This window comes from Arthrobacter sp. TMN-49 (genome assembly GCF_054511095.1).
This window is the reverse complement of the sequence record NZ_JBTNDH010000001.1, coordinates 138,038-162,866: the sequence shown is the minus strand read 5'-3', so window position 1 is coordinate 162,866 and position 24,829 is coordinate 138,038. Positions and strand designations below refer to the sequence as shown.

Below are 24,829 nucleotides of genomic sequence, written 5' to 3'. Positions count from 1 at the left end.
CCTGACCTCGTCCCTCGGCCAGGGAACCCTCGGGCGCGGGGGCCCAGGCGCAGGGGGCTGTTCTGCGCGGAATTAGCGATGCACAAGTGCCCCAAAACTGCTGCGGGGGCCGTTACGGACATTCGATGCTGGTCTACCGGGGGCGAATGTCCGCAACGGCCCCCGCACCTCCCGAGAGGGGCCGAAGCGACAGCGGATGACCACTTCGGCCCCCGGTGAGCAGCAACTAATACGCAAATTCTATGTGCGTATTAGCTTTTTGGGAGCGGAAAATTTTCAAGGTGTTCGGAGTCATAGGGCAGCTTGCGCGCTTCACTGGCAGCCGATGATGCGCAGCTCTGTCACTGGCCCTCTACGACTGCTTTGAACGGTGCGCAGGAACGAAGAGGCCAGCACACGCTTGCGTGATCTGCCGCACACACTTATGCTTAGTGTGCGCTATTGGAACTAGGTGTTCACATAGCGAACACACACAAGTGGTGGTGAAGGTACCGCCCACGGCGCAGTGAGGAGATTCTTGTGCAGTTCCACCACCACGGTTACGTATCCGGGGACCCGCGCATCCAACCAGCGGCGGGGACAGGCATCGACCGTCCCGAGGAGCTTCCCGACGAGGTCGACGTGCTCATTGTTGGCTCTGGTCCGGCGGGCATGTTGACCGCGGCCCAGCTATCAGCGTTCCCGGACATCACCACACGCATTGTGGAGCGCCGGGACGGCCGGCTCGCGATCGGCCAGGCCGACGGCATCCAGGCCCGCAGTGTCGAAACGTTCCAGGCCTTCGGCTTCGCCGAGCGGATCGTCGCGGAGGCCTACCGGATCACCGAGATGGCGTTCTGGCGCCCGGATGCGCAGGACCCCACGCGCATCGTCCGTGGCGGGCGTGCCGTTGACGACACGACAGGAATCAGCGAGTTCCCGCACCTGATCGTCAACCAGGCGCGCGTGTTGGATTACTTTGCCGAGGTCATGGCCAACTCACCGGCCCGTACAACGCCGGACTATGGCTGGGACTTTCAAACGCTCCAGGTCGACGACGCGCAGGAGTACCCCGTCCACGTCACGCTCGTGCGCAACGCTGGCCCGGACAAGGGTGCTGAACGGAGTATCCGCGCCAAGTACGTTGTCGGTTCCGACGGAGCGCGCAGCAAGGTCCGTGCAGCGATCGGCTGCACCATGGCCGGGGACCAGGCCAACCACGCCTGGGGTGTCATGGATGTCCTGGCCCGGACCGATTTCCCTGACATCCGGCTCAAATGTGCCATCCAGTCCCACGACGGCGGCAGTATCTTGCTCATCCCTCGCGAGGGCGGGCACCTGTTTCGCATGTACGTCGATCTAGGGGTGGTGCCGGCGGACGACAATGGTGCGGTGCGCAACACCACCATCGAGCACATCATTGCCAAGGCCAACGCGATCCTCCACCCCTACACCCTAGACGTTCGCAACGTTGCCTGGCACAGCGTGTACGAGGTGGGCCACAGGTTGACCGACCGCTTCGATGACGTTGTTCCGGAGCAGCTCGGCTCCCGGACGCCGCGGGTGTTCATCACCGGGGACGCCTGCCACACGCACAGCGCCAAGGCCGGACAGGGCATGAACGTGTCCATGCAGGACGGCTTCAACCTTGGCTGGAAGCTCGCCCATGTCCTGGCGGGTCGCAGCCCGCAAAGCCTGCTGTCCACCTACTCTGCCGAACGCCAAGTGGTCGCCAAGAACCTGATCGACTTCGACAAGGAATGGTCCACCATGATGGCCAAGAAGCCCGAGGAGTTCGCCAACCCCTCGGATCTGGAGGACTTCTATGTGCGCACCGCCGAATTCCCGGCCGGTTTCATGACCGAATACGCGCCGTCGCTGATCACCGGCGCTGCCACGCACCAGAACCTGGCCACCGGATTCCCGCTCGGCAAACGCTTCAAGTCCGCACTCGCCTCCCGGGTCTGCGACACCAATCCGATCCACGTGGGCCACCAGGCAACGGCCGACGGCCGTTGGCGGATCTACGTCTTTGCCGATCAGGCCCCGGCCGGTGCTGCATCACCTGTCGCCGAACTGGCCCAGTGGCTGTCCACAGCGCCCGAGTCGCCTCTTGCGGCAACACCAAAGGGGTACGACGCCGATGCCTGGTTTGACGTCAAGGTCATCTACCAGCAGAATCACCAGGACATCGATCTCAACGCCGTCCCCGCTGCCTTCAAACCGCTGGTCGGGCCGTTTGCGCTCACAGACTATGAACTGGTCTACGGGGTAGTTCCCGGTGCTGACATCTTCGAGGCGCGCGGGCTCAGCCGCGACGGTGTGGTGGTTGTGGTCCGCCCGGACCAGTACGTGGCAAACGTTCTGCCGCTCACGGCCACCACGGAACTCGGGGAATTCTTCGGGAAGATCCTGAAGGCCCAGTAAGCTGCGGCATAAATGTTGAAGGGCGGGGCCGAAAACAGCGGCCAAAACACAAAATCACCCAGCGTCACTTAACGACCACCACACTAGCCAGAGGACGAATGCCCCGCCGAAACCACCCGGCGGGGCATTTTCACGCCACCCACAACGTCACCGACCACGACGCCCCCGTCGTCAAATACCGTCACGGGTAACAACTGGCTCCTTGGCTACGTCGAGGCCAAACTCCCGAACGTGTTCAACCACCTCGATGCTGCCCGTGCCGATGTCCTCGCGTTCACCAGCTTCCCAAAAGACGTCTGGCAACAGATCTGCTCAAATAGCCCCAACGAGCGGCTGAACAAGGAAATTCGCCGCCGCACCGATGTCGTTGGGATCTTCCCGAACCGGGATGCGATCACCCGCTTCGTGGGAGCCGTCCTGGCCGAACAAAGCGATGAATGGGCCGAAAGACGCCGCTACTTCGGACTTGAAGTCCTCGCCCGCTGCCGACTGACAACCATGGCCAGGTCACAGCGGCGCATGCTGAAGCTGCTCAAGGAATCGAAAACACCGAACCCGGCAGCGTGCGTGGAGGAAATCCATTACCTTCCCGATCGGACACTGAACCGGGAAGTCATCGCAAGGCTCGCTTCCTGCCGGTGGATCGAGAACACCACGAACCTGGTCATCCTCGGAAAATCCAGCGTCGGCAAGTCCTACCTCGCCCAGGCACTGGTCAATGCCGCCTGCCGGCGCGACTACACCGCACGCTACTTCCGGCTCGATGATCTGGCCAACACACTCGCCGTCTATCACCGCTCCGATCCGGAACGGCTGGCCTTCCTCGGAGGCCTGCGCGACTGTGACGTCTTGATTTTGGACGATTTTCTTACTACCCCGATCACCCCGGACGCGGCCAGTGAACTGCTCAACATTCTCGCCGGAAGGGAAAATCGCGGCGCCACCGTCGTGACGTCGCAGTTCGACCCCGAGGACTGGTACAAGTCGCTGCACGACGCAGTCGTCGCAGAATCCATCCTCAACCGCATCGTCTCGACCAGCGAGCTCATCCAGCTCGACAGACCGAACATGCGCCGACACGCCCAAAACGGGAAGGAAGGCACCCCCTCCATGTAAAACAGATGCAGCGGCGCGGCGCCCAGCGCTACCGGGTACCCACGCCGCTGCTACCAGGTCACCCCACACCCGCTACCAAAAGCTCCGTCCTAACAACTTGTCTGTAATTGGGGCATCTGCGACATCAAATTCAACAAGGCAGAGACAAGTACTTTTGCCGACGGAGGGTGGGATGTCGTCTTGCGCGCTTGCGCTTTGGGCGGTCCGCCTCTGATCGCTGCGTGCGGGATTGGATCCGCATGGTGGCTTACCATGGCACAACAAGCAAGAAATGAGGGGAAGTGTTTTGCGCTTCATAACATCCCCTCGTACCCATACATCTACAAAGATGGAGACTGCAGATGAGTAATACTTCCAATGGCCCCAGGTCGTCACGCAATTGGTTCGCCGATAACTTTCTGGCGGTTGTAATTGTATTGGTATTAGTCGTATCCGGTGTCTTGAATACCGCTTATGGACTTATTACCAATACCGTCATCAACGTCTTGCTGGCATTCCTTGGAATGGGAATTGTTTATTGGGTCATAAGGCATTCTGCGATGCGAAAATTATGAATTAACGAACAAATCATCCCTTAGATTGGGGCCGTTACCCTGTCTGGCCGTCGCGGGAAGGGCCACACCAGTCCATGGATTTCAGTGGTCGTCGTAACCCCAGTCAGTACCTATCGCGAATGATGATGCGCTGCCTTATCCCGGACACCACCAGGACAACAACAAGCGGAATCAGTGCCCACAACCACGTGGCAGGAAGCACCTCGAACGGCTCGTCCAGCTCCCAGATGACATTAGCGGCACTGTTGAAGAGCGCTCCGAGCGGAGCCGAAAGCGCCCACCCGAGTACCGCCCCAAGGACAGCGGGGCGGGCCGGCCAACTGATCCGAAGGCGCGCAAACAATGGCGCGGAGACGAAAGCGACGACGAACACGGTGAAGACGATGGTCGTCAAAAACATTGCATCTACCACGAACCCTGCAAGCATCATCCCGGCGGAAACCAAGAGCGTGAAACCCGCCGCGAGACCGAGCGTCACCATGGACTTGTCATTGCTAGTCATAATAGAGCCTTAATTCCAAGGGTTTAGTGGCGGGAGGGTGCGGGGACTAGTAACTGGCGGCGGGTCCGGCGTCGGCCGCTGGTACGTAGCTGGCGGCCAGGGCTTCGCTGCCCCGCGCCAGCAGCGCAACGTCAGCGCCGACCAGGATGAAGTCCGCCCCGGCCGCCAGGTAGCGGCGCGCCGTGGCCTCGGCGAAGGCGTTCACACCCACAGGCTTTCCGGCGGTTCTGGCACTTTTGATGCAGTGCTCGACGGCGGCCACCACCTCGGGGTGCTCCTGCTGGCCCAGGAACCCCATGGATGCGGCCAGGTCCGAGGGGCCGATGAAGACGGCGTCGATCCCGTCCACGGCCAGGATCTCCGACATGTTCGCGACAGCCTGCGACGACTCGATCTGCACCATCACCGTGATGGTTTCGGCGGCGCGGGTGAGGTAGTCCGGGATGCGGTTCCACCGGGCGGAGCGGGCCAGCGCCGAGCCCACGCCGCGGACACCGAGTGGCGGGTAGTGGGCTGCGGACACCGCGGCAGCGGCGTCGTCGGCCGTGTTCACCATGGGGATCAGCAGTGTCTGCACACCCAGGTCCAGATACTGTTTGATGATGACGGTGTCGTTGGCCGGTGGGCGAACCACGGCCGTGACGGGGTAGCCGTTGACTGCCTGCAGCTGGGCGAGGATCCCTTCCAAACCGTTGGGGCTGTGCTCGGCGTCGATCAACAACCAGTCAAGCCCGGCCCCGGCGCAGATTTCGGCGACCAGCGGGCTGCCAGAGCACACCCACATGCCAGCCAGTGGGCGCCCGGCCGCTGCCAGGGCGTCCTTGAACGAGGGCTCCGGTGTCAGACGAATTGGCATGTGATGGTCCCCAGATTTCCGTAGTCGGCGTACACGGTGTCCCCGGCAGCAACCCACATGGGGCGGGTGAAGGAACCGGCGAGGATGAGCTCGCCAGCTTTGAGCACGTCGCCGTGCGGGGCGATCTTGTTGGCCAGCCAGGACACGCCCTGGGCCGGGTGGTTCAGCACGCCAGCCGCCACCCCGGTCTCTTCGATGGTTTGGTTCTTGAACAAGATGGCTGAAATCCAGCGCAGGTCAAGGGCGTCCGGCTTGACCGGGGTCCCGCCCACCACCATGGCGCCCATGGCGGCGTTGTCGCTGATGGTGTCAACAATGGTCCGGCCAGCCATCTCGATCCGCGAATCGAGGATTTCCAACGCCGGCACCACATACTCGGTGGCGCGCAGAACGTCGAAGAGGGTGGCGTCCGGGCCGCTGATGTCATCCTTGAGCAGGAACGCCAGCTCCACCTCGACGCGCGGGTGCGAGTACTGCTTCCACTCAATCGTGGCGCCGTTTTCCAGGATCATGTCCTTGAATATGATCCCGTAGTCGGGTTCGGTGATGCCGGTGGCATCCTGCATGGCCTTGGACGTTAGGCCAATCTTGTGCCCGCCCAGCACCCGCCCGGCAGCCTCGCCGCGCTGGCGCCACAGCGTCTGCACCCGGTAGGAATCCTCCACAGTCATCTCCGGGTACCGCGCCGTCAGCCGCGGCACCGGCACCCGACTCTTTCCGGCCGCCACGAGCTCGTCGGCTATGCGGGCAATCGTTTCGTCGTCAAGCATGGTGTGTCTCCTCAGTGTCGAATCCGGTGCGTTGACCGCCTCCGCTGGCGGGGCATGTGCCCCGCGGTCAACGCCCAGCAAGTCTCTCGTTAAAGTTGCTGGCCCAACTTGAATCCGCGCTCCTCGCCCGGTTCGCGGGTGTAGGAGAAGCCGTCGGCGCCGACAGTGACGGCCATTTCGGAGGATTCGGTGCGCTTGACGACGGGCTGGGGGTTGCCATCCAGGTCCAGAACCAGGGAGGCCTCGGTGTACCAGGACGGGACCACCGGGTTGCCCCACCAGTCGCGGCGCTGGTTGTCGTGGACATCCCAGGTGATGGTCGGGTTGTCCGGGTCGCCGGTGTAGTAGTCCTGGGTGTAGATTTCCACGCGGTGGTTGTCCGGGTCCAGGATGTACAGGTAAAACGCGTTGGAGACGCCGTGGCGGCCGGGGCCGCGCTCGATCCGGTCCGAGATGCGCAGGGCACCCATCTTGTCGCAGATCTGGATGATGTTGTGCTTCTCGTGCGTGGCGAAGGCCACGTGATGCATGCGGGGGCCGTCGCCGCCGGTCAGGGCGGTGTCGTGGACTGTCTGCTTGCGGTGCATCCACGCCGCGTAGGTTACGCCGTCGGAGTCCTTGATGTCTTCGGAGACGCGGAAGCCCAGATCCTCAAGGTATTTGCGGCCGCGGGGCACATCCGGGGTGACCTGGTTGAAGTGGTCCAGGCGGACCAGTTCCCCGGCCGAGTAGAGGTCGTAGCGCTGGGTGAGGCGTTCCACATGCGTGGTCTCGTAGAAGAACTCGTAGGGGAAGCCCAGCGGGTCCTCCACGCGGACGGCGTCGCCGATGCCCGTGACGAAACCGTCCCGGCGTCGTTCGGTGCGGCAGCCCAGCTCCTTGTAGTAGGCCTCGGCGGCGTCCACCTCGGCCGGGGACTTAACCCGGAAGGCGGCAACCGCGACGGCGGCGACCGGGCCCTTGCGCAGCACCAGGTTGTGGTGGATGAACTCCTCCAGGGAGCGCAGGTAAATGGTGTTCTCGTCCTCGCAGGTCACGTGCAGGCCAAGCACGTCAACGTAGAACTCGCGGGACCTGGTCAGGTCGGAGACCACCAGTTCCATGTAGGCGCAGCGCACAATGTCCGGAGCCGGGGCTGCCGGGGTGGGGATGAAGTCAGTCATGGGGAACTCCTCGTTGAGTGGGGGTGGTCAGGTGGCGCTTGAGGCGCCGAACTTGGGGGTGTGGACGGTGCCCAGGGTGATGTGCACGGCCTGTTGGTCCGTGTAAAAGTCGATCGAACGGAAGCCGCCCTCGTGGCCCAGACCGGAGGCCTTCACCCCGCCGAACGGCGTGCGCAGGTCACGGACGTTGTGGCTGTTCAGCCACACCATGCCGGCCTCGACATTCTGGGCGAAGTTGTGGGCGCGGGTGAGGTTTTGCGTCCAAATGTAAGCGGCCAGGCCATACTTGACGCCGTTCGCCAGGGCCAAGGCCTCCTCGTCGTTCTCAAAGGGCGTGATGGCGACAACGGGGCCGAAGATCTCCTCCTGGAAGATCCGCGCCTCCGGGGCGACGTCGGCGAAGACTGTGGGGGCAACATAGTTGCCTGTTTCCAGGCCTTCGGGGCGGCCCCCGCCGGCCAGCAGGCGACCCTCGGTCTTGCCGATCTCCACGTAGCGCATGACCTTGTTGTAGTGCTCCGGGTGTACCAGCGCGCCCACCTCGGTTGCCGGATCGTGCGGGTCGCCCACCACAATGTTCTTGGCCCGGGCGGCGTACTTTTCACAGAATTCGGCGTAGATGGAGCGCTCCACCAGGATGCGGGAGCCGGCCGTGCAGCGTTCACCGTTGAGGGAGAAGACGCCGAACAGGGCGGAGTCGATCGCGGCGTCGAGATCTGCATCGGCGAACACCACGCAGGGGCTCTTGCCGCCCAGTTCCATGGACAGGCCCTTGAGGCTGGTGGCGGCGTTGCGGAAGATGGTCTGGCCGGTGGTCGTTTCGCCGGTGAAGGAGATCAGCGGCACGTCCGGGTGCTTGACCAGCGCGTCCCCGGCGTCCTCGCCCAGGCCGTTGACCAGGTTGAAGACACCGTGCGGCAGACCGGCTTCCTCGAAGATCGTGGCCCACAAGGAGGCGGACAGGGGCGTGAACTCGGCCGGCTTGAGCACGACTGTGCACCCCGAGGCCAGCGCCGGGGCGAGCTTCCAGGACTCCAGCATGAACGGCGTGTTCCACGGGGTGATGAGACCGGCGACGCCGATCGGTTTCCGGTTCACATAGTTGATCTGGGCGCCGGGGACCTTCATGGCGTCATCAAACTGGGCCACGATCAAATCCGCGAAGAAGCGGAAGTTCTCCGCGGCCCGCAACGCCTGGCCGCGGGCCTGGGTGATCGGCAGGCCGGAGTCAAACGTTTCAAGTTCGGCAAGCCGCGCCTCCTGCGCCTCGACGGCGTCGGCGATCTTGTTCAGGACGCGGGCGCGCTCCCGCGGCTTCATGCGCGGCCATGGGCCGTTGGTGAAGGCCTCGGTGGCGGCGGCCACGGCCAGATCAACGTCAGCCTTTTGCCCGGCGGCCGCCGTGGCGTAGTTGCTGTTGGAGACGGGGTCCAGCACATCGAAGGTCTCGCCGCCGACGGAATCAACAAATTTACCGTCAATGTAGTGCTGGATGTGGGTGGGCAGGTTGTCCGGAAGGTAGTGCTCGGCCATGGAGATTGTCCTTTTCTTCGCGTGCTTCGGGGGTTTAGATGCTGGGGGCGAGAGGCGTGTGGGCCCGCTGTTCGGGGGTGCTGCGGGCCAGGTAGGCGTCCAACGTGGCCGCGCGGTGGGCGCGGGCGGCGCGCTCGACGTCGTCGGGCCCCGCCCCGCTTTCAATGAGGTGCAGGATCGACTCGTGCTCGGCAACGGATTCCCGCGCCCGGCCCGGCACATAGCTGAACGTGGAGGCACGCAGGGCCCGGAGCCGGTTCCAACCGCGGTGGACTAGCTCCAGAATGTGCGGGTTGGGGCAGTTTTCAAACAACACACTGTGGAATTCCTGATTCAGCGCCGTGAAACGAACCGGGTCAAAATTCTCCAGGCATTCGCGCATCTGGTTGTTGATCTCGCGGGCACGGGCCAGGTCGGAGGCTGTGATCAGTGGGCAGGACAGTGCCGTGGCGGCACCCTCGACGATCGCCAGGGTCTGCATGGTGTACAGGTATTCCGTGGGGTCGATCCCGGCCACGGTGGCCCCGACGTTGCGCTCAAACGTGATGAAGTGTTCGGCCTCGAGCCGCCGCAGGGCTTCGCGCACCGGCACCACGCTGAAGCCGAGATCATCAGCCAGCTTCGCCAGCACCAGCCTGTGACCGGGGGTGTACTCGCCGACAAGGATTTTCTCCTTGATGGCGGCGTAGGCACGCTCCGACTTACTGCCGGCTGCCGTGCCTTCCTCCGGGGCGGTCACGGCTGCGCCGCCGGGTTGGGATGCGTGGTGGCCCAATCGGCGAACTTCGCCTGCCACGCCGCGTTCATCGGGTACAGGCCCTCGACGCCGTGGCCCTCGGTGACCATCTGGGCGATGAAGGTTTCCTGGTGTTCCTGGGCGATCGCGGCGTCGGCCACTTCCTCAACCAACGACGGCGGGATCACCAGCACGCCGTCGGCGTCCCCGACAATGATGTCGCCGGGCTGGACGGTGGCCCCACCGCAGGAGATGGTCAAGTCCGTGTCCCAGGGAATGTGCTTTCGGCCCAAAACGGCAGGGTGTGCGCCGGTGAAAAAGGTGGGCATCGCCAGGGCAGCCACGGCGGCAACGTCGCGCACGCCGCCGTCGGTCACAATGGCCGCGGCGCCGTTGATCTGAGCCCGCAGGGCAAGTATGTCCCCGACCGTGCCGGTGCCGGGTTCGCCGCGAGCCTCCATGACCAGCACCTCGCCCTCGTTCAGGGTGTTGATGATGCGCTTCTGGGCGTTGTAACCACCGCCGTGGGTCTTGAACAGGTCCTCCCGGTTGGGCACGTACCGCAAGGTGCGGGCCGTGCCGGCGATCCGCAGCTCCGGCCGGGTGGATTTGAGCCCGTCGATGCTGACGTTGTTCAGGCCACGCTGGCGTAGCTGGGCGCTGAGGGTGGCAGTGCCGACGCTGGTTAGCTTGCGTTTGAGCTCCGCACTGAGGCCCTTCGGGGGTAGTCCGGCGGCCTCGGCGGAGCCCCAGGCTTCCTCGCGGTCGGTGTCGGTGACCTTGGGCTTGTTGCCGAAGTCCGCCAGGGGTGTTTCGCCCTGGACGACGACTGTGCGCAGCCGCCCCGTGCTCAGCCCGGCGGCCGGGGCGTCGACTTCGACGTCGATGACGTCCCCGGGGACGGCAACCGAGGAGCCTGCAGGGGTTCCCGTAAGGATCACATCCCCTGGTTCCAGCGTCATGAGTTGGGACAGGTCGGCCACGATCTGGCTGAACGAGAAGATCATCCCTGCCGAGGAGTCGTCCTGGACGAGTTCGCCGTTGAGCCAGGTGCGCACGCGCAGGCCGGCCGGGTCAAGCCCGGCCGCGGGCAGGAGACCCGGGCCGAACGGGGTGAAGCCGTCACCGGACTTGGAGCGGAGGTTCGAGCCCTTGTCAGCATATTTGAGGTCGTACACGCCCAGATCGTTGCTCGCCGTGACCTGCCCAACATGGCCCCAGGCGTCCTCGACGCGCACGCGGCGGGCCGCCGTGCCAATGATGAGAGCGATCTCGCCCTCATAGGCGAGCAGCTCACAGCCGGCGGGGCGTTCAATGTGTGCGCCGCTGAGGCTCAGTGACGAGGACGCTTTCAGGAAGTACGACGGCGTGGCAGGGGTTCGTCCGCGCTGGTCGGCCCGCGACTGGTAGGCCAGGTGGACGGCGATAACCTTGCCGGTCTGCTTGACGGTGGCTGCGGTGACTTGTTCCACGGAATGCTCCTGGGGTGGGTGGGTGACTGCCCTAAAGATAAGATACGAAATCGTATACAATCACCGTAGCCGTGTTACCGCCGTCACGTCAACCATTGGGTGTGAAGTTTCTTGGGGGAGTGCGGAGCCGGAGTCGGCGCCCCCGCGGGTGCCTTTCCGCCTCCGCTTCGGGAGGGTGGCTTGGGGGACGCGCCAGGGCGCGCTACTGCAACTGCGATTCGATGGTGTGAGCACTTTCGGCCAGCCGGGCGCCAATGGCCGCCGGATCCGCGCCGGGGCCCAGGAAGACCACGCAGATGGCCGCCGGCATGCGCCCGGGAACGTGGATGGGCGCGGCGATTGCGGAGACTCCCGGCAGAACTTCGTCGTGGCTGGTGGCGAATCCCGCAGTCCGGGCGGCCAGTGCTTCGTGCCGGTAGGGCAGGCCAGGTGCCAGCCGAGCCCAAGCGTCCTCGCTGATGGCGGATTGGATGGCAATGCCGGGAGCGCCGGAGCTGAAGGAATGGCGCGTGCCCGGCCGCTGGGCCAGGGTTGCCCCTGAATGGCGGGGCTCCACCGTCAGGAGGGTGACAGAATCGCGGTGGTCCCAAACGGCAATGAACGCCGTCATGGCCAACTCATTGGCAAGTGCCGTCAGTTCCGGGAAGGCGGCCGTCTGCAGGTCGCGTGAGACACCGCGGGCGAGGGCTGCTAGTCCCGGGCCGGCCTGGACACGGCCGGCGTCGTCCCTCGTTAGGAGCGAGTGGTCCTCCAGCGTGCGCACTATCCGGTACGCAATGGAGCGGTGCACGCCCAGTGCCTCGGAGAGTTCGGCGATGGTCATGGGGGCCTGGGCGTCCGCCAGGATTTCTAGGGCGCGGATGCCGCGGGACAGGGTTTGTGAATGGGCCGGCACTTTCGTGGGGCGGCTTTCTCCTGCGTCTTTGCTCACTTCATCATCCTCTTCAGTCGCCGTCGGCTGGTTTGCTCCCCGGCCCGGGAGCGTACGGCCCGGTGCGAATGTGCCCTACGGCCGGCGTGGCCCTGTGCTCCGCGAGGACAGTGGGTTCAAGTATAGAACTTTGCTGGCCGCCTCCCGGCTCGCCCGGGCCGGATTGACTGCAGCGTGCCACCCATCACAGATAATGGACTCATGAAAGTTGACGCCTTGGATGCCGCCATTGTTGAGTTCTTCACGGAAGAGCCTGGAATTGGCGTACTGGAGTGCTCGCGGCGACTCAAAATTGCCCGCGCCACAGTGCAGAGCCGGCTTGACCGACTGCATGACGGCGGGGTCATCAGCGGGATCATTCCACAAATCAACCCCGCAGCCTTCGGCTACCCCGTCATTACCTTTTGTTCCATTGAAATTGCCCAGGGAATAGGCCACGGCGTTGTCTTCGAGGCCATCTCCACGATTCCGGAAATCCTGGAGATGCACACGGTCTCCGGAGCCAGCGACATCTTGGTGAAGATTGTGGCCAAGTCCACCACGGACCTCCAGCGGGTGCTTGACGCCCTGTCCCAGGCGCCGGGCGTTGCCCGCACCTCCAGCGTGATTGTTTTGGAAACGCACTTGCAAAACCGGCACCTGCCCTTGTTGAGGGCCGCCGCCGGATCTTGACCGTCCCACCCTTCCTACCGGCCAACGACTAGACAAATTGTCTAGTCGTTGGCCGGTAATGCTCGTCATTCTGTACATGTTGGTGGGTTGGTTTGCTGACGGTTGCACACTCGTGGCTGGTCTCCCTACATTGTGTTTGGAATCTTGTTCGCGGCTACCTGGCCGAAAAAGTTGGAGGACCACATGAGCATCCCGCAGCGCGCCGGGCTTGAGAGAATCCCGGCCTACCAACAAGGCAAGGCGCCGGAGGGTAGTGCCGGGTTGGTCCCTTACAAACTTTCCTCCAACGAAAACCCATACCCGCCACTGCCTTCGGTGCTGGACGCCGTGGCAGCTGCCGCCACGGACATCAACAGCTATCCGGACATGGCAGCATCGGAACTTGCTCAGGCAGTGGCCGCACAGTGGGGCGTCAGGGAAGAGAACATCTGCTTTGGGGCGGGATCCGTGGAAGTTGCTTCCCAGCTGATCCACGCGGTGGCCAATCCCGGGGACCAGATCATGTTCGCTTGGCGCTCGTTTGAGGCCTACCCGATTTTGGCAACAGTGGCTGGTGCGGTGCCGCAGCCCATTCCCTTGAACGCCGACGGCGGCCACGATCTCCCCGCTATGGCTGCGGCCATGACGCCGAGCACCAAATTGGTCTTTGTCTGCAACCCCAACAATCCCAACGGGGCCATGTTGAGCGCCGATGCCGTGGACCAGTTCGTCCGGGCCGTGCCGAGCGACGTCGTGGTGGTCATTGACGAGGCCTACGTGCAGTTCAACAAGAATCCACTCACGGCGGTGGGGATTGATTTGTTTAGGAAATACCCCAACGTAGTGGTCCTGCACACCTTCTCGAAGGCGTACGGGCTGGCAGGGCTTCGCCTCGGCTATGCCATTGCCCCGATCGAGCTCGCCGGCAACCTACGCAAAGTTGCTGTTCCCTTCACCGTCACCAACCTGGCCCAAAGTGCTGCCCTGGCATCCCTCAGGGCGCCTGCCGAACTGGCCGAACGCGTCGCGGGTATCGTCGCCGAGCGGGACCGGCTATATACGGGACTGGCAGCGGCCGGACTGCCCGTGCTGCCGTCCGAAGCAAACTTCGTGTGGCTGGAAAGCGGTGGGCACACGGCTGCCATGGCGGAGCTGTTTAGCGCCAATGCGATCTCAGTTCGCGTCTTCCCCGACGAGGGCATCCGCATCTCTGTTGGTGAACCGGAAGCCAACAACCGTGTCCTGGAAACCGCCGGTCATATTGCAGCCCTGCTTCTGCCAGCGTTGTGAACCACATACACAAAGGAAGTTCAATGACCACAGCACTGACCGTCTCCGACGTCGTTGCCGACAGCTGCGCCCGGCACACCGAGACAATCTTCGGCTTGATGGGCAACGGCAATGCGTTTTTCACGAGCAATGTCACCCGGCGTGGCCTGCGCTACATCAGTGCTCGCCACGAAGCAGGCACTGTTGCCATGGCGGACGCCTACCATCGGGCCTCCGGAAAAATTGCGGTGGCCACGGTGACCTATGGAGCAGGCTTCACGAACTGCCTCACATCGTTGGCAGAGGCAGCGAAGGCGCGCGTTCCCATGGTGGTGGTGGTCGGGGAGGTCCCCACCACTGGACCCCGCCCCTGGGACATCGATCAGGAAACTGTGGCGCGGGGGCTCGGCGTGCAGACACTAACGGTGGCCCGGGACAGTGCCATGGCTGTGACGGAGCAGGCTTGGGCATTGGCGTCCCGCGACATGCGCCCCGTGATTGTGGCGATTCCCTATGATCTCGCAGCAGTCGACGCAGGACCCCAGAAACCGGTGGTGCCCCTTGAAGATGCCGCCCTCCCCACCGTAGACGACGCCGCAACCCGGGACGTTCTCAGAGTGTTGGCTGGTGCCCAGCGGCCCCTGATCATCGCAGGCCGGGGCGCACTTCTCGCCGGAGCTGGCCCGGCACTGAAGGATCTCGGCGACCGGCTGGGAGCGCTCTTCGCCACCTCGGTCATGGCCAGGAATATCTTCTCCTCCGCCTGGGACTTGGGGATTGCCGGTGGGTTCGGCACTATGGCGGCCGTGGAGGTTATGCGGCGTGCGGATGTGGTCCTTGTGGTTGGTGCAAGCCTGAACACCTTCCAAACCCGGTATGGGACCTTGTTCGACGCCGGTGCAACAGTGATTCAGGTGGATCACGGTGAGCTGGCCACCAGCGCCTGTGTTTCCCGCTTTGTGCGCGCCGACGCCGGTGAGTTCGCGGCAGCCCTGCTGGCCGCGGCGCCTCCACGGTCTGGCCGGGGCTGGCGGGATGATTATCCGGAAGTCGCGGATGGGTCCATGTCGAAGCAACGTCCCGAGGAAGAATTCGCTGACGACGGCAGGTTGAACCCACGCGCGGTGGCCCAAAGGCTTGACTCAGTGCTGCCCGCCAACCGGACCATTGTCCAAGACGGTGGGCACTTCATTGGGTGGGCGCCCATGTACTGCCAGGTCCCGGATCCGCACGCCCTGATGATGGTGGGCACCGCGTTTCAGACCATTGGCCTGGGCCTGCCGTCCGCGGTGGGTGCCGCTGCCGCGCGGCCCGACCGGCTCACCGTTCTGGTCTCTGGCGACGGCGGGGCGCTGATGGGCCTGGCCGACCTGGACACGGTGATTCGCACCGTATCCAGCGGCGTCATGGTGGTGTTCAACGATGCTGCCTACGGGGCGGAGCTGCACCAATATGCTGTGCGCGGCCTCGATGACACGGCCATGCAAATTGACGAAGTGGACTTCGCCGCCCTTGGCAAGGCGTTGGGGGCGTCCGGCACCAAGATGCGTTCCCTGGCGGACTTGGACCAGCTGCGCTCTTGGCTGGACGACGGTGCCCGGGGGCTTTTTGTTCTGGACGTGGCTGTCTCCCAAACGGTGGTGGCTGAGTACATGCAAGAAAGTATGGCCCCTGTTTTGGCTGCCTTGACCAACTGAGCTGGTGGCGTTGATCAGCACTTTGGGCTGTCGGGACTGCCCGGCCCAGTGAGGATGACGTCAATCCTGACCCCGGAGGAGACGATGGACATGGCTGTCGTGGGAACCAAACTGACGGCGTCGGCTTGAGACGCCAAGGGCGCCCGGCGGAACCGGGCGCCCTTGGCAGCACTGTTGGCTCAGTTGACCTCGGAGGTGTCCGGTGCCCCGCCATAGCCGATGCCACAGTAGATGTCCGGGCGGTCCTTCTTGAGCTTCAGGCCCCAGAGCAACCCGGCAAGGCCGGGCACCACAACCAGTGCCGGCAGGATCCACGAGAGCGCCGAGTTGCCGTCCGAGCAGATCAGGACATTGAAATTGGCCACGATCAGCACGAACACCGCACCGAGTGTCAGGGCAGACAGTGCCGGCGCGATCATCCGGGTCCACAGGGAGTACCCGCCCGCGTGCTTGCGGAAGTAGCCTATGACGGCCACCGAAATCAGGACCAGGAGCAGAACCAGGCCGAAGGCCGCGGTGTTCGTCAGCCACGTGAAGAAGGTGAGCACGGGGTACAGCTCGCCCAGCTGGGACCCAATCCCGGCGACGGCAAACACGGCCAGCATGATCAGGGCCAGTGTGGACTGAGCCAGCGACCCGGCCACCGGGGCGTGCCGGGCGTTGACGCGGGCAAATTTGCGTGGCAGCACGCTTTCGCGTCCCAGCGAGAACACATACCGGGCCACAGCATTATGGAACGCGATCAGGGCAGCCAACAGGCTCGTAATGAACAATACCTGGGCGATATCGGAGACAAACACGGCGCCGTGACTGGCGAGGAAGGCGAACAGCAAGTCGGGGCCATACTTTTGAGATTCTCCAATGATCTGGCTGGGGCCTGTGCCGATGGTCATGGCCCAGGCGGAGAATGCGTAGAAGAGGGAAATGATGCCAACAGCAATGTACGTGGCCCGGGCGATGGACCGGGCGGGATCCTTCGCCTCTTCACTGTAGATGGCGGCCGATTCAAAGCCCATGAAGGCCGCCATGCTGAAGGCCAGGGCTGCGCCTACGCCCGCCGTGAACAGGTTCGACGGCGCCAATCCGGCGCCGCTGACGCCCTCAGGGCTCACAGCGAAGGCGATCACATCGAAAACGATGACGGCCACAAATTCCAGCCCCACGAGGACACCAATGATCTTCGCGGACAGGTCAACCTTGTTGATCCCCAGCCAGCCGACAATGACGAAGCCCACCAGTGCCGCCGCCCACCAGGGGACGTTGAGCCCAAGCTTTGCATTGACGAAGGACGCCGCGGCAAAGCCAAAAAGCCCGTAGATTCCGATCTGCATCGCGTTGTAGGAGATCAGCGCCACCCAGGCGGCTCCCACCCCCGTGGCCCGGCCGAGGCTCTGGGCAATGTAGGCGTAGAAAGCGCCGGCGTTGCGGATATGGGCGCTCATGGCTGCGTAGCCAACGGCGAACAGGGCCAGGCAAAGGCCGAGGACGATGAAGGACAGAGGTATTCCGACGTTCCCGGTGACGGCGAAGTTGCTGGGAATGCCGCCCGCCACCACCGTCAACGGGGCGGATGCTGCGATGATCATGAAGACGAGGGCGGGCACACCGAGCGTGCGCTTGCTTAGTCCTTTGCTGGTCCCGCGGCCGGCGTTGGTGCAGGTGGACGGGAGGGTTTGTTCCTGTGACATGAAAACCTCCATTGGGAGAATAAAGATGTCTTGAGTGTGTCAGGCATCACAGTCAATGGCTTGTTGTTCGCTGCAACGCCATTGACTAACAGTGCAGAACTTCCGTCGAGCCCACAAGGGGCGGGGCCTGCCAACGCGGGGGCCTCCACCGGAGTGGTGATGGCCCCCGCGATGTGCTGCGGTGATGCCCTCAGCCGTTGATGACTTGCGGGACGCCGAGGGCCTTGAGGCCTTCGACGCCGAATTCGAGGCCGTAGCCGGACTGCTTGGCGCCGCCAAAGGGGATGCGGGGGTCCACGCCGCCGTGGGAGTTGATCCAGACGGTGCCGGCTTGGATGCGGGCCGCGACACTGCGGGCCACGTCAAGGTCAGCGGACCAAACGGAGGCGCCGAGTCCGACGTCGAGCCCGTTGGCCATCGCCACGGCCTCGTCAACGGTGCTGTACCGGATGATGGGCAGGGCCGGGCCGAACTGTTCCTCGGCAACCAACGGATTGTTGTCCTCGATGTCGGCCACGAGCGTGGTGGGGTAGAAGTAGCCCGGTTGTCCTGTTTCCGGGTTTCCGCCCAGGAGCACCCGTGCTCCCGAGTCCTTGGCGGCCTCCACAAGCCGGGCCACGATGTCGAACTGCGCCTTGTTCTGCAGTGGGCCGAGCACATTGTTTTCATCCAGGCCCACGCCCATGGGCATGGCGACCGCCACGGCCGTGAGTTCTTCGCAGACGGCGTCGTAGATGTCTTCGTGGACGTAGAGGCGCTTGAGGGCCGCGCAGGTCTGGCCGGTGTTGATGAACGCACCCCAGAACAGGTTCTCGGCGATGGCCTTCGGGTCGGCGTCCGGGAGGACGATTCCGGCGTCGTTGCCACCAAGTTCAAGGGTCAGGCGCTTGACGGTGCCGGCTGAGGATTTGATGATCGCCTTGCCTGTTGCCGTGGACCCGGTGAACATGATCTTGCCGATCGCGGGGTGTTCGGCCAGGCGGGCGCCGACCTCCCTGCCACCGCTGACGGCCGAAAGCAGGCCCTCGGGGAGTTCCTGGTTTAGCACGTGGACCAGCGCCAGCACGCTCAACGGGGTGTACTCGGAGGGTTTGACGACCACGGCATTGCCCATGCGAAGGGCCGGGGCGATCTGCCAGATGGTGATCATCATGGGCCAGTTCCAGGGCCCGATGGCACCGACCACGCCGATGGGCCGGTAGTGGATTTGGGCGTGGGTCGCCCCGTCGTCGACCACTGTCTCGGCGGCCAGTTCGGTTGCCGCGGTGGCGCGCAGCCAAGTCGCACAGGCGCCCACCTCGAAGCGGGCGTTGGGGCCGTTAAGCGGCTTGCCCTGCTCGCGGGAGAGGAGGCGGGCGAGTTCTTCGGCGGACCGGTCGACGGCGTCCGCTGCCTTGAGTAGGACGGCGCTACGCGCGGCGTGGCCGAGTGCCGACCATGCCGGCTGGGCCGCGGTTGCCGCAGCGATGGCACGTTCCAAATCCTCAACAGTATGGACCGGGGCCTCACCCACCACGTCGCCCGTGGCGGGGTCCAACATGGTCCTGGTCTCCCCGGAGACCTGTGTAATCGCCGTGAGAAGGTCAGTGTACGTTTCCATGGATGCTCCAGTTCGAGTCAGTAAGCGCAACGCCGGTGGCGGCGCTGCCGTGATAATCCAAGTTTGGCCGACCGTCCGGGCACCGGTCTTGTCGATCCGTGAAGATCTGTTGCCCCAAGGCGAACACCTGCTGGCCGGCTAGCGGAACAAGCGGTTTTTGCCCTCAGGTGCGACTGTTGGACAGGCGGTAGGTGGTGGGGGGTTCGCCAAAGGCTGAGCGGAAGACGCGGCTGAAGTGTGCCGCGTCCACGAATCCCCAACGGGCGGCTATGGTGCTGACCGGGCGGTGGGCCAGCAGGGGGTCGCGAAGCTCGCGCCGGCAATTCTCGAGCCGGCGCGTGCGGATCCAGTGGGCCACAGTGGTTCCTGCCTCCTGGAAAACATTGTGCAGGTGTCGGGTGGAAATGAAGTGGGCGGATGCGACGCTTGCCGGGGTCAGTTCCGGATCGGCCAGATTGGCCTCGATGAAACGGCGGATCCTACCCAGGAGTTCCTCGTGCAGGCGCCCGGGGCCGCGCTCAGCCTGGTCCAGTTCCGCGGTAAACAGGGTACTCAGCAGGTCCACGGTGTTATGGGCCAGTCGGTGCCCGCTGGGTCCGGAAAGCACATCGAGGTTGTCTGCCAGCTGTGTCATGAAGGGGCTGATCATTCGTCCAAGTCCCTTGTCGGCGGCCATCCGTGTCGCTGTCAGGTGGCCCACCGAACCTGCTGGCAGGTCAAGGGCGTCGTGAGGGAACATCAGCACCAGCGAACGGCACTCGGAGGCGAAGGCCAGCGTGTACGGGCGGCTGGTGTCATACACCGCCAGGTCGCCAAGTTCCAAGACGGCCTCCCGGTCGTCCTGGACCAGTAGCCCAGTGCCGGCCAGTTGGAGATTGAGCTTGAAATACGGCCTGTCCGAACGGGCGATGAGCGCAGGTGTGCGGTGCACACTGTGCCCGGTGGCCGTGACCTCAATGATGGACAGCTCGTCCAGGAGGCGAGAACGCAGCCGGCCATGGAAACGACCGGGGTCGCTGGAGCGGACGTGCAGCGGCACAAACGACTTGGAAATGAGGTCGTGCCATGCGGCAAAGGAATGGGCCACGGCGGTTTGGACGCCGTCGGCGGTTTCAAGTGTGGCGTTCATTGGAAAATTCCCTTGTGTTGGGCAACACTTTTCCACCACTTTAGTGACTTATGTGTTTCCTGTCACTTATTTTCGACCATCGGCGAATAAAAATTTCCGCTACGGCCGTTCCGTTCCGTTCGCGGGGTTGAGCAGCAGTAGGTACGCGTCCAGCTGGGCGTTCAATTGGGCCGGCAAGTGTTCCCCGGGTGACATGGCGGCAATGATCTGGGCACCCAAGAGCATGCTCATTAGCTGGTTGATGATGTCCTCGTCCTTGGTTGGCGCCGTGACTTCGCCCCTGTTTCGAGCCTGGTGCAGGTGCACTTGCAGTCCGGCGCGCCACTGGTGCATGGATGACTCATGCAGTTCGGTCTTGGTGGCATCGGTGAGGGCTTTTTGCCAGAAGGGGATGACAATCCGGGCCTCGTAGATGCGGTCCTCGTCCAGCGGCAGCACCTCCTGGCAGAAGCCGTGCAGCGCCTCTATGCCCACTTTTCCGGCGGTCCGCTGCGCAATGCGCTGGTTGGTCCGATTGAAGACGTGCCCGAACGCGAAGGTGATGAGGTCATCCTTCGTGGGGAAGTACGGCTTCAGCGCACCATTGGCAAAGCCGGCCTCCGCAGCGATCTCGCGCATGGTGGCGCCCTCGATCCCGTGCTGGGCAATGATGCGCCAGGTGGCGTCGACCAGCTCAAGCCGCCGCTGGTCATGGTCGACAATTTTCGGCAATTAATTTCTCCAGAGGGTCGGTGTGGACCGGACGATATAGCTCGATCCCTTGTGATGCATCTTACGTGTGTGTATTCTCTACAACCATAGAATAAAAAACGTGAACGACCGGTTTCCGGCCGCCCACCCACGAAAAGAGTAGTCATGACAGTCACCAACGACGTCGACGCCGCGCCACTCGCGCTGGCCTCGGCCGCTGAAATTGCCTCCGTGCGAGAAATCCTTCAGACCGCCGGAATGTTGGCGGAGTCAGCACGCATCGCCTACCTAGGTCTCTTGGATCCGCCTCGGGGGCAGCAGGACGGGGTCGCGGTAAACCGCCGATACCGCGTGTTCCTGCTCGATGTTTCAGGTGCTGCCCCCAAGGATGCTGTCGTCTCGGTGACAAACGGCACCGTGGAGTCAGCTGTCGAGCTGGATACGGCGGTGACGGGGGAGCTGCCCGTTCTGGAAGAAGAGTTTGCCGTGGTGGAGGAAATTCTTGCCACGCACCCCGAATGGCTCAAGGCACTTGAGTTGCGAAAGTTGGACGTTGCCAAGGTGCGCGTGGCGCCCCTGTCTGCGGGCGTCTTTGACTACCCGGAGGAAAAGGGCCGGCGCATCCTGCGGGGGCTCGCCTTTGTCCAGGATTTCCCCGAAGACAGCGCCTGGGCCCATCCGGTCGACGGCCTAGTGGCCTATGTCGACGTCACCAACAAGGCTGTCGATCAGGTGTTGGACTTCGGTGTGGTCCCCGTCCCCGCCGAACACGGTAACTACACTGACCCCGGGCTCACCGGCCCGCAGCGGGAAACCCAAAAACCGATCAACATCACGCAGCCCGACGGCCCCAGCTTCACACTCACGGGCGGCAACCACATCGAGTGGGAGAAATGGAGCCTCGACGTCGGCTTCGACGCCCGTGAAGGCGTGGTCCTGCACAACGTGGCGTTCAACGACGGCGGGCGGATTCGTTCCATCATCAACCGCGCATCCATCGCCGAGATGGTGGTCCCCTACGGCGACCCCTCCCCGGTGCGGTCCTGGCAAAATTACTTCGATACCGGCGAATACCAGGTGGGCCAATACGCGAACTCCCTGGAGCTTGGCTGCGACTGCCTCGGTGAGATCACCTACCTCAGCCCCGTCATCAGCGACGCGTTCGGCAACCCCCGCGAGATCCGCAACGGCATCTGCATGCACGAGGAAGACTGGTCCATCCTCGCCAAGCACTCGGACCTGTGGACAGGGATTGACTACACCCGGCGCAACCGCCGCATGGTGATCTCCTTCTTCACGACCATTGGCAATTACGACTACGGCTTCTACTGGTACCTCTACCTGGACGGCACCATCGAGTTCGAGGCCAAGGCCACTGGCATTGTCTTCACCAGCGCCTACCCCGGCAAGGGGTACCCCTACGCCTCCGAATTGGCGCCGGGGCTCGGCGCACCGTACCACCAGCACCTGTTCGGGGCGCGCCTGGACATGGCCGTGGACGGGCAGCTCAACCGGGTGGAGGAGGAAGACGTGGTGCGCGTGCCGATGGGTGAGGGGAACGAGCGCGGCAACGCGTTCACCCGCAAACGCACAATCCTGGCCACGGAGTCCCAGGCCGTCCGCGAGGCGGACATGCGCAGCGGCCGGACCTGGGTTGTCTCCAACCCAACGTCACTGAACCGGCTGGGCGAGCCGGTGGCGTACAAGCTTCTTCCCCAGGGCCAGCCCATGCTGTTGGCGGACCCGGAATCGTCGGTGGCCAGGCGGGCCACGTTTGCCACGAAAGACTTGTGGGTCACCCAATTTGCGCAGGACGAGCGCTACCCGACGGGCGACTTCGTCAACCAGCATTCAGGCGGGGCCGGACTGCCGTCATTCATTGCGGCTGACCGCGATCTCGACGGCCAGGACATCGTCCTCTGGCACACGTTCGGGCTGACGCACTTCCCCCGAGTGGAGGACTGGCCCATCATGCCCGTCGACACGGTGGGCTTCAAACTCCGCCCGGAGGGCTTCTTTGACCGCAGCCCGGTCCTTGATGTGCCGGCCAGCGCTCCGGCCGGTGCCAACCATTGTGGTGGGGCCGGCGGCGATGACCACTGCAGCTGCTGACACGCCTCAATTTGCGGGCAGCGCCAGGTGGGCCCGGCTGCCGGTCCGCCTGTGTGCGGCCGTGGCACTGGCGGCGGTGGGGGCGCACGTGTGGATGGCGTGGGCGCACAGGGCTATGCCATGGGAAAGTGCATTGATGCTGCTCATGGCCGCCGCCTGCCTTCCGTGCGCAGTGGATGTATGGCGTCGCGGCCACGAACGGGCGGTGCGCCTGATCTTCGTGATGTCCCTGGTCATGGTGGCGGTGCATGTGGCACTTCTCCTGGGGTCAGGGTCAAAGCCAGGATCCCACCATGGCGGCATGGGGGCGCAGCTTGCCGGGGCGGCCGACTCGCATCCGCAGCCCGCGGCAATGCTCGGTGTCGTTGCCCTTGAGCTGGCCGTGGCCTTCTTGGCTGCGCGGCTAATGCGGCGCGGGCGTGAATGCGCCGCCGTCGGTCGGCCGTCCCCGAGATCTTAACGCCCGACGGCGGAACCCACCCAAGGTGGATGCCGCCGTCGTCCTGTTCTTGAGACTTACCGGGCTGAAGCCGCGACCGGTTCGCGCTTGTCAAAGATGGTGGCGCCAACCTCTTGTTCGGCCTGGTTGGTGATGCTGAGGTCGATCCCGGGGCGGTCCTTGAGCATGATGACAGCAGCCAGCCCGATGAGCGTCATGAGTAGCAGGTATCCGGAGATGGCGAGGCTGGAGCCCGTGGCCTGCAGCAGCGCCTGCGCGATCATGGGCGCAAAAGCGCCGCCCACTATCGCGCCGAGGGCGTAAGAGATGGAGACCCCGGAGAAGCGGATCGAGGCCGGAAAAATCTCGCTGTACCAGGCGGCTTGTGGGCCGTACGTCAGGCCCAATCCGAAGGTGAACAAGAACAGGGCCAGGTACAGGGCCCACAGTTCACCGGTGTTGATGAGCAGGAACAGCGGGAACACCGTCAGCGCCTGCGCGGTAAAACCGATCACGTAGGTGCGCTTTCGCCCGATCGTGTCGGCCATGCCGCCGGCCAGCGCCGTGAAGATGAGCCACATGGCGGCGGCGAAGGTCATGGCGATCAGCACAGGCGTCTTGCCCAAGCCCACGACGCCGTCGGGGTTGGTGGCGTAGCTGGGGATGAAGCCACCGGTGGCCATGTACCCGGCGGCGTTGTTGCCCGCGAAGATCAGGGCCGCAAGGATGACCAGCAGCCAGTGCTTGCGGAACAGCTCGAGGATCGGAACCTTAGGTTGTTGTTTCTTTTCGGCAATCTCCAAAAATACCGGGCTCTCCTCCACGGCCCTGCGGACAAAGTAACCCACACCGATGAGCACGACGCTCAGCAGGAACGGGATGCGCCAACCCCACGCCAGGAACGCTTCATCCGGGGCGATGACGCCCGTCATTAGCGCCATGATGCCCGAGGCCAGGAGCAGGCCGAGCGGCACGCCGAGTTGCGGGAATGATCCGGCCCGTCCGCGCTTATTGGCTGGCGCGTGCTCGACAGCCATCAAGACTGCGCCGCCCCATTCACCGCCGGCGGAGACACCCTGCAGGATGCGCAGCAGAAGCAGCAGGATCGGGGCCAGTACGCCGGCGCTGGCATAGGTGGGCAGCACGCCTATCAGCATGGTGGAGGCGCCCATCAGCAGCAGTGTCATGACCAGCACGCCGCGGCGGCCTATCTTGTCGCCGTAGTGACCGGCCAGGAAAGCGCCGAGCGGGCGGAACAGGAAGCTGATGCCCACGGAGGCGAAGGAGAGGAGCAGGCCGATCTGAGGTCCTGCCGGCTCAAAGAACAGGTGGGCAAACACCAGGCCGGCCGCCGTGGCGTAGATGAAGTAGTCGTACCACTCGACGGTGGTGCCGATGAGAGTGGCAAAGCGACGCGTCGCTGCGTGCGCCGTGTGTCAACTGCTCTTGAGTTGCTCATGGTCGTAGTCCTTGATTTTGGTCCGAAGGTACCGACAGGCCCGCACGCACCCTTGC

19 protein-coding genes and 1 pseudogene are annotated in these 24,829 nt (G+C 63.9%); 7 read left to right on the top strand and 13 right to left on the bottom strand.

Annotated elements, in window-relative coordinates:
- Positions 1-519: 519 nt before the first annotated feature.
- Both ACX80E_RS00715 and ACX80E_RS00710 read left to right on the top strand, forming a co-directional pair.
- On the top strand, positions 520-2,406 hold the full coding sequence (locus ACX80E_RS00715; protein WP_459299542.1) for an FAD-binding monooxygenase: 1,887 nt from the start codon (positions 520-522) through the stop codon (positions 2,404-2,406).
- 198 nt (positions 2,407-2,604) lie between these two features.
- Positions 2,605-3,522: pseudogene (locus tag ACX80E_RS00710) on the top strand (ATP-binding protein); the annotation flags it as partial.
- Between the two features lie 657 nt (positions 3,523-4,179).
- On the opposite strand, the gene ACX80E_RS00705 reads toward ACX80E_RS00710, so the two are convergent.
- The 8 genes from ACX80E_RS00705 to ACX80E_RS00670 all read right to left on the bottom strand — a co-directional run bounded on the left by ACX80E_RS00705 (position 4,180) and on the right by ACX80E_RS00670 (position 12,039).
- On the bottom strand, positions 4,180-4,578 hold the full coding sequence (locus tag ACX80E_RS00705; RefSeq protein WP_459299540.1) for a hypothetical protein: 399 nt from the start codon (positions 4,576-4,578) through the stop codon (positions 4,180-4,182).
- A gap of 46 nt (positions 4,579-4,624) precedes the next feature.
- A complete protein-coding gene (locus ACX80E_RS00700; protein WP_459299538.1) occupies positions 4,625-5,434 on the bottom strand; it encodes an HpcH/HpaI aldolase family protein in 810 nt (269 codons plus the stop codon).
- Positions 5,419-6,204 (bottom strand): 2-oxo-hept-4-ene-1,7-dioate hydratase, encoded by a 786-nt coding sequence (gene hpaH / locus ACX80E_RS00695; protein ID WP_459299536.1) that lies wholly within the window; start codon positions 6,202-6,204, stop codon positions 5,419-5,421. Before hpaH ends, ACX80E_RS00700 begins: the two co-directional genes overlap by 16 nt.
- A gap of 89 nt (positions 6,205-6,293) precedes the next feature.
- Positions 6,294-7,367, bottom strand: a complete 1,074-nt coding sequence (gene hpaD, locus ACX80E_RS00690) for a 3,4-dihydroxyphenylacetate 2,3-dioxygenase (RefSeq protein ID WP_459299534.1) — start codon at positions 7,365-7,367, stop codon at positions 6,294-6,296.
- A gap of 27 nt (positions 7,368-7,394) precedes the next feature.
- Positions 7,395-8,900, bottom strand: a complete 1,506-nt coding sequence (gene hpaE / locus ACX80E_RS00685; RefSeq protein ID WP_459299532.1) for a 5-carboxymethyl-2-hydroxymuconate semialdehyde dehydrogenase — start codon at positions 8,898-8,900, stop codon at positions 7,395-7,397.
- Positions 8,901-8,934: 34 nt separating this feature from the next.
- Entirely contained in the window at positions 8,935-9,639 is a 705-nt protein-coding gene (locus ACX80E_RS00680; RefSeq protein ID WP_459299530.1) for a GntR family transcriptional regulator, read from the bottom strand.
- Positions 9,636-11,108, bottom strand: coding sequence for a fumarylacetoacetate hydrolase family protein (locus ACX80E_RS00675; protein WP_459299528.1), 1,473 nt, complete (start codon positions 11,106-11,108; stop codon positions 9,636-9,638). Before ACX80E_RS00675 ends, ACX80E_RS00680 begins: the two co-directional genes overlap by 4 nt.
- 202 nt (positions 11,109-11,310) lie before the next feature.
- Positions 11,311-12,039: an IclR family transcriptional regulator gene (locus ACX80E_RS00670; RefSeq protein WP_459299526.1), complete on the bottom strand. Its 729-nt coding sequence runs from the start codon at positions 12,037-12,039 to the stop codon at positions 11,311-11,313.
- A gap of 201 nt (positions 12,040-12,240) precedes the next feature.
- Between ACX80E_RS00670 and ACX80E_RS00665 the strand changes: the two genes are divergently transcribed.
- The 3 genes from ACX80E_RS00665 to ACX80E_RS00655 all read left to right on the top strand — a co-directional run bounded on the left by ACX80E_RS00665 (position 12,241) and on the right by ACX80E_RS00655 (position 15,656).
- Entirely contained in the window at positions 12,241-12,711 is a 471-nt protein-coding gene (locus tag ACX80E_RS00665) for an Lrp/AsnC family transcriptional regulator (protein ID WP_459299524.1), read from the top strand.
- Between the two features lie 183 nt (positions 12,712-12,894).
- Positions 12,895-13,980 carry a histidinol-phosphate transaminase gene (gene hisC, locus ACX80E_RS00660; protein ID WP_459299522.1) on the top strand — a complete coding sequence of 362 codons (1,086 nt, stop codon included), beginning with the start codon at positions 12,895-12,897 and terminating at the stop codon, positions 13,978-13,980.
- A 23-nt stretch (positions 13,981-14,003) separates the two neighbouring features.
- Complete coding sequence (locus ACX80E_RS00655) at positions 14,004-15,656, top strand: thiamine pyrophosphate-binding protein (protein ID WP_459299520.1); 1,653 nt, start codon at positions 14,004-14,006, stop codon at positions 15,654-15,656.
- A 179-nt stretch (positions 15,657-15,835) separates the two neighbouring features.
- On the opposite strand, the gene ACX80E_RS00650 is transcribed toward ACX80E_RS00655, so the two are convergent.
- The 4 genes from ACX80E_RS00650 to ACX80E_RS00635 form a co-directional block, all read right to left on the bottom strand.
- The gene (locus ACX80E_RS00650) at positions 15,836-17,344 is read right to left on the bottom strand and encodes an APC family permease (protein ID WP_459299518.1); all 1,509 of its coding nucleotides are present in this window, start codon (positions 17,342-17,344) and stop codon (positions 15,836-15,838) included.
- Positions 17,345-17,534: 190 nt separating this feature from the next.
- Positions 17,535-18,944: an aldehyde dehydrogenase family protein gene (locus tag ACX80E_RS00645; protein WP_459299516.1), complete on the bottom strand. Its 1,410-nt coding sequence runs from the start codon at positions 18,942-18,944 to the stop codon at positions 17,535-17,537.
- Positions 18,945-19,107: 163 nt separating this feature from the next.
- Positions 19,108-20,073, bottom strand: coding sequence for an AraC-like ligand-binding domain-containing protein (locus ACX80E_RS00640; protein WP_459299514.1), 966 nt, complete (start codon positions 20,071-20,073; stop codon positions 19,108-19,110).
- A gap of 99 nt (positions 20,074-20,172) precedes the next feature.
- Positions 20,173-20,784: a TetR/AcrR family transcriptional regulator gene (locus ACX80E_RS00635; protein WP_459299512.1), complete on the bottom strand. Its 612-nt coding sequence runs from the start codon at positions 20,782-20,784 to the stop codon at positions 20,173-20,175.
- 144 nt (positions 20,785-20,928) lie between these two features.
- Here ACX80E_RS00635 and ACX80E_RS00630 point away from each other — a divergent pair, with 144 nt between their 5' ends.
- Positions 20,929-22,875, top strand: coding sequence for a primary-amine oxidase (locus ACX80E_RS00630; protein ID WP_459299510.1), 1,947 nt, complete (start codon positions 20,929-20,931; stop codon positions 22,873-22,875).
- Positions 22,856-23,335, top strand: a complete 480-nt coding sequence (locus ACX80E_RS00625; protein WP_459299508.1) for a hypothetical protein — start codon at positions 22,856-22,858, stop codon at positions 23,333-23,335. The genes ACX80E_RS00630 and ACX80E_RS00625 overlap by 20 nt, the downstream gene beginning before the upstream one ends.
- 56 nt (positions 23,336-23,391) lie before the next feature.
- Here the strand turns inward: ACX80E_RS00625 and ACX80E_RS00620 are convergent, their stop codons facing one another.
- A complete protein-coding gene (locus ACX80E_RS00620) occupies positions 23,392-24,711 on the bottom strand; it encodes an MFS transporter (RefSeq protein WP_459299716.1) in 1,320 nt (439 codons plus the stop codon).
- Positions 24,712-24,829 lie beyond the last annotated feature (118 nt).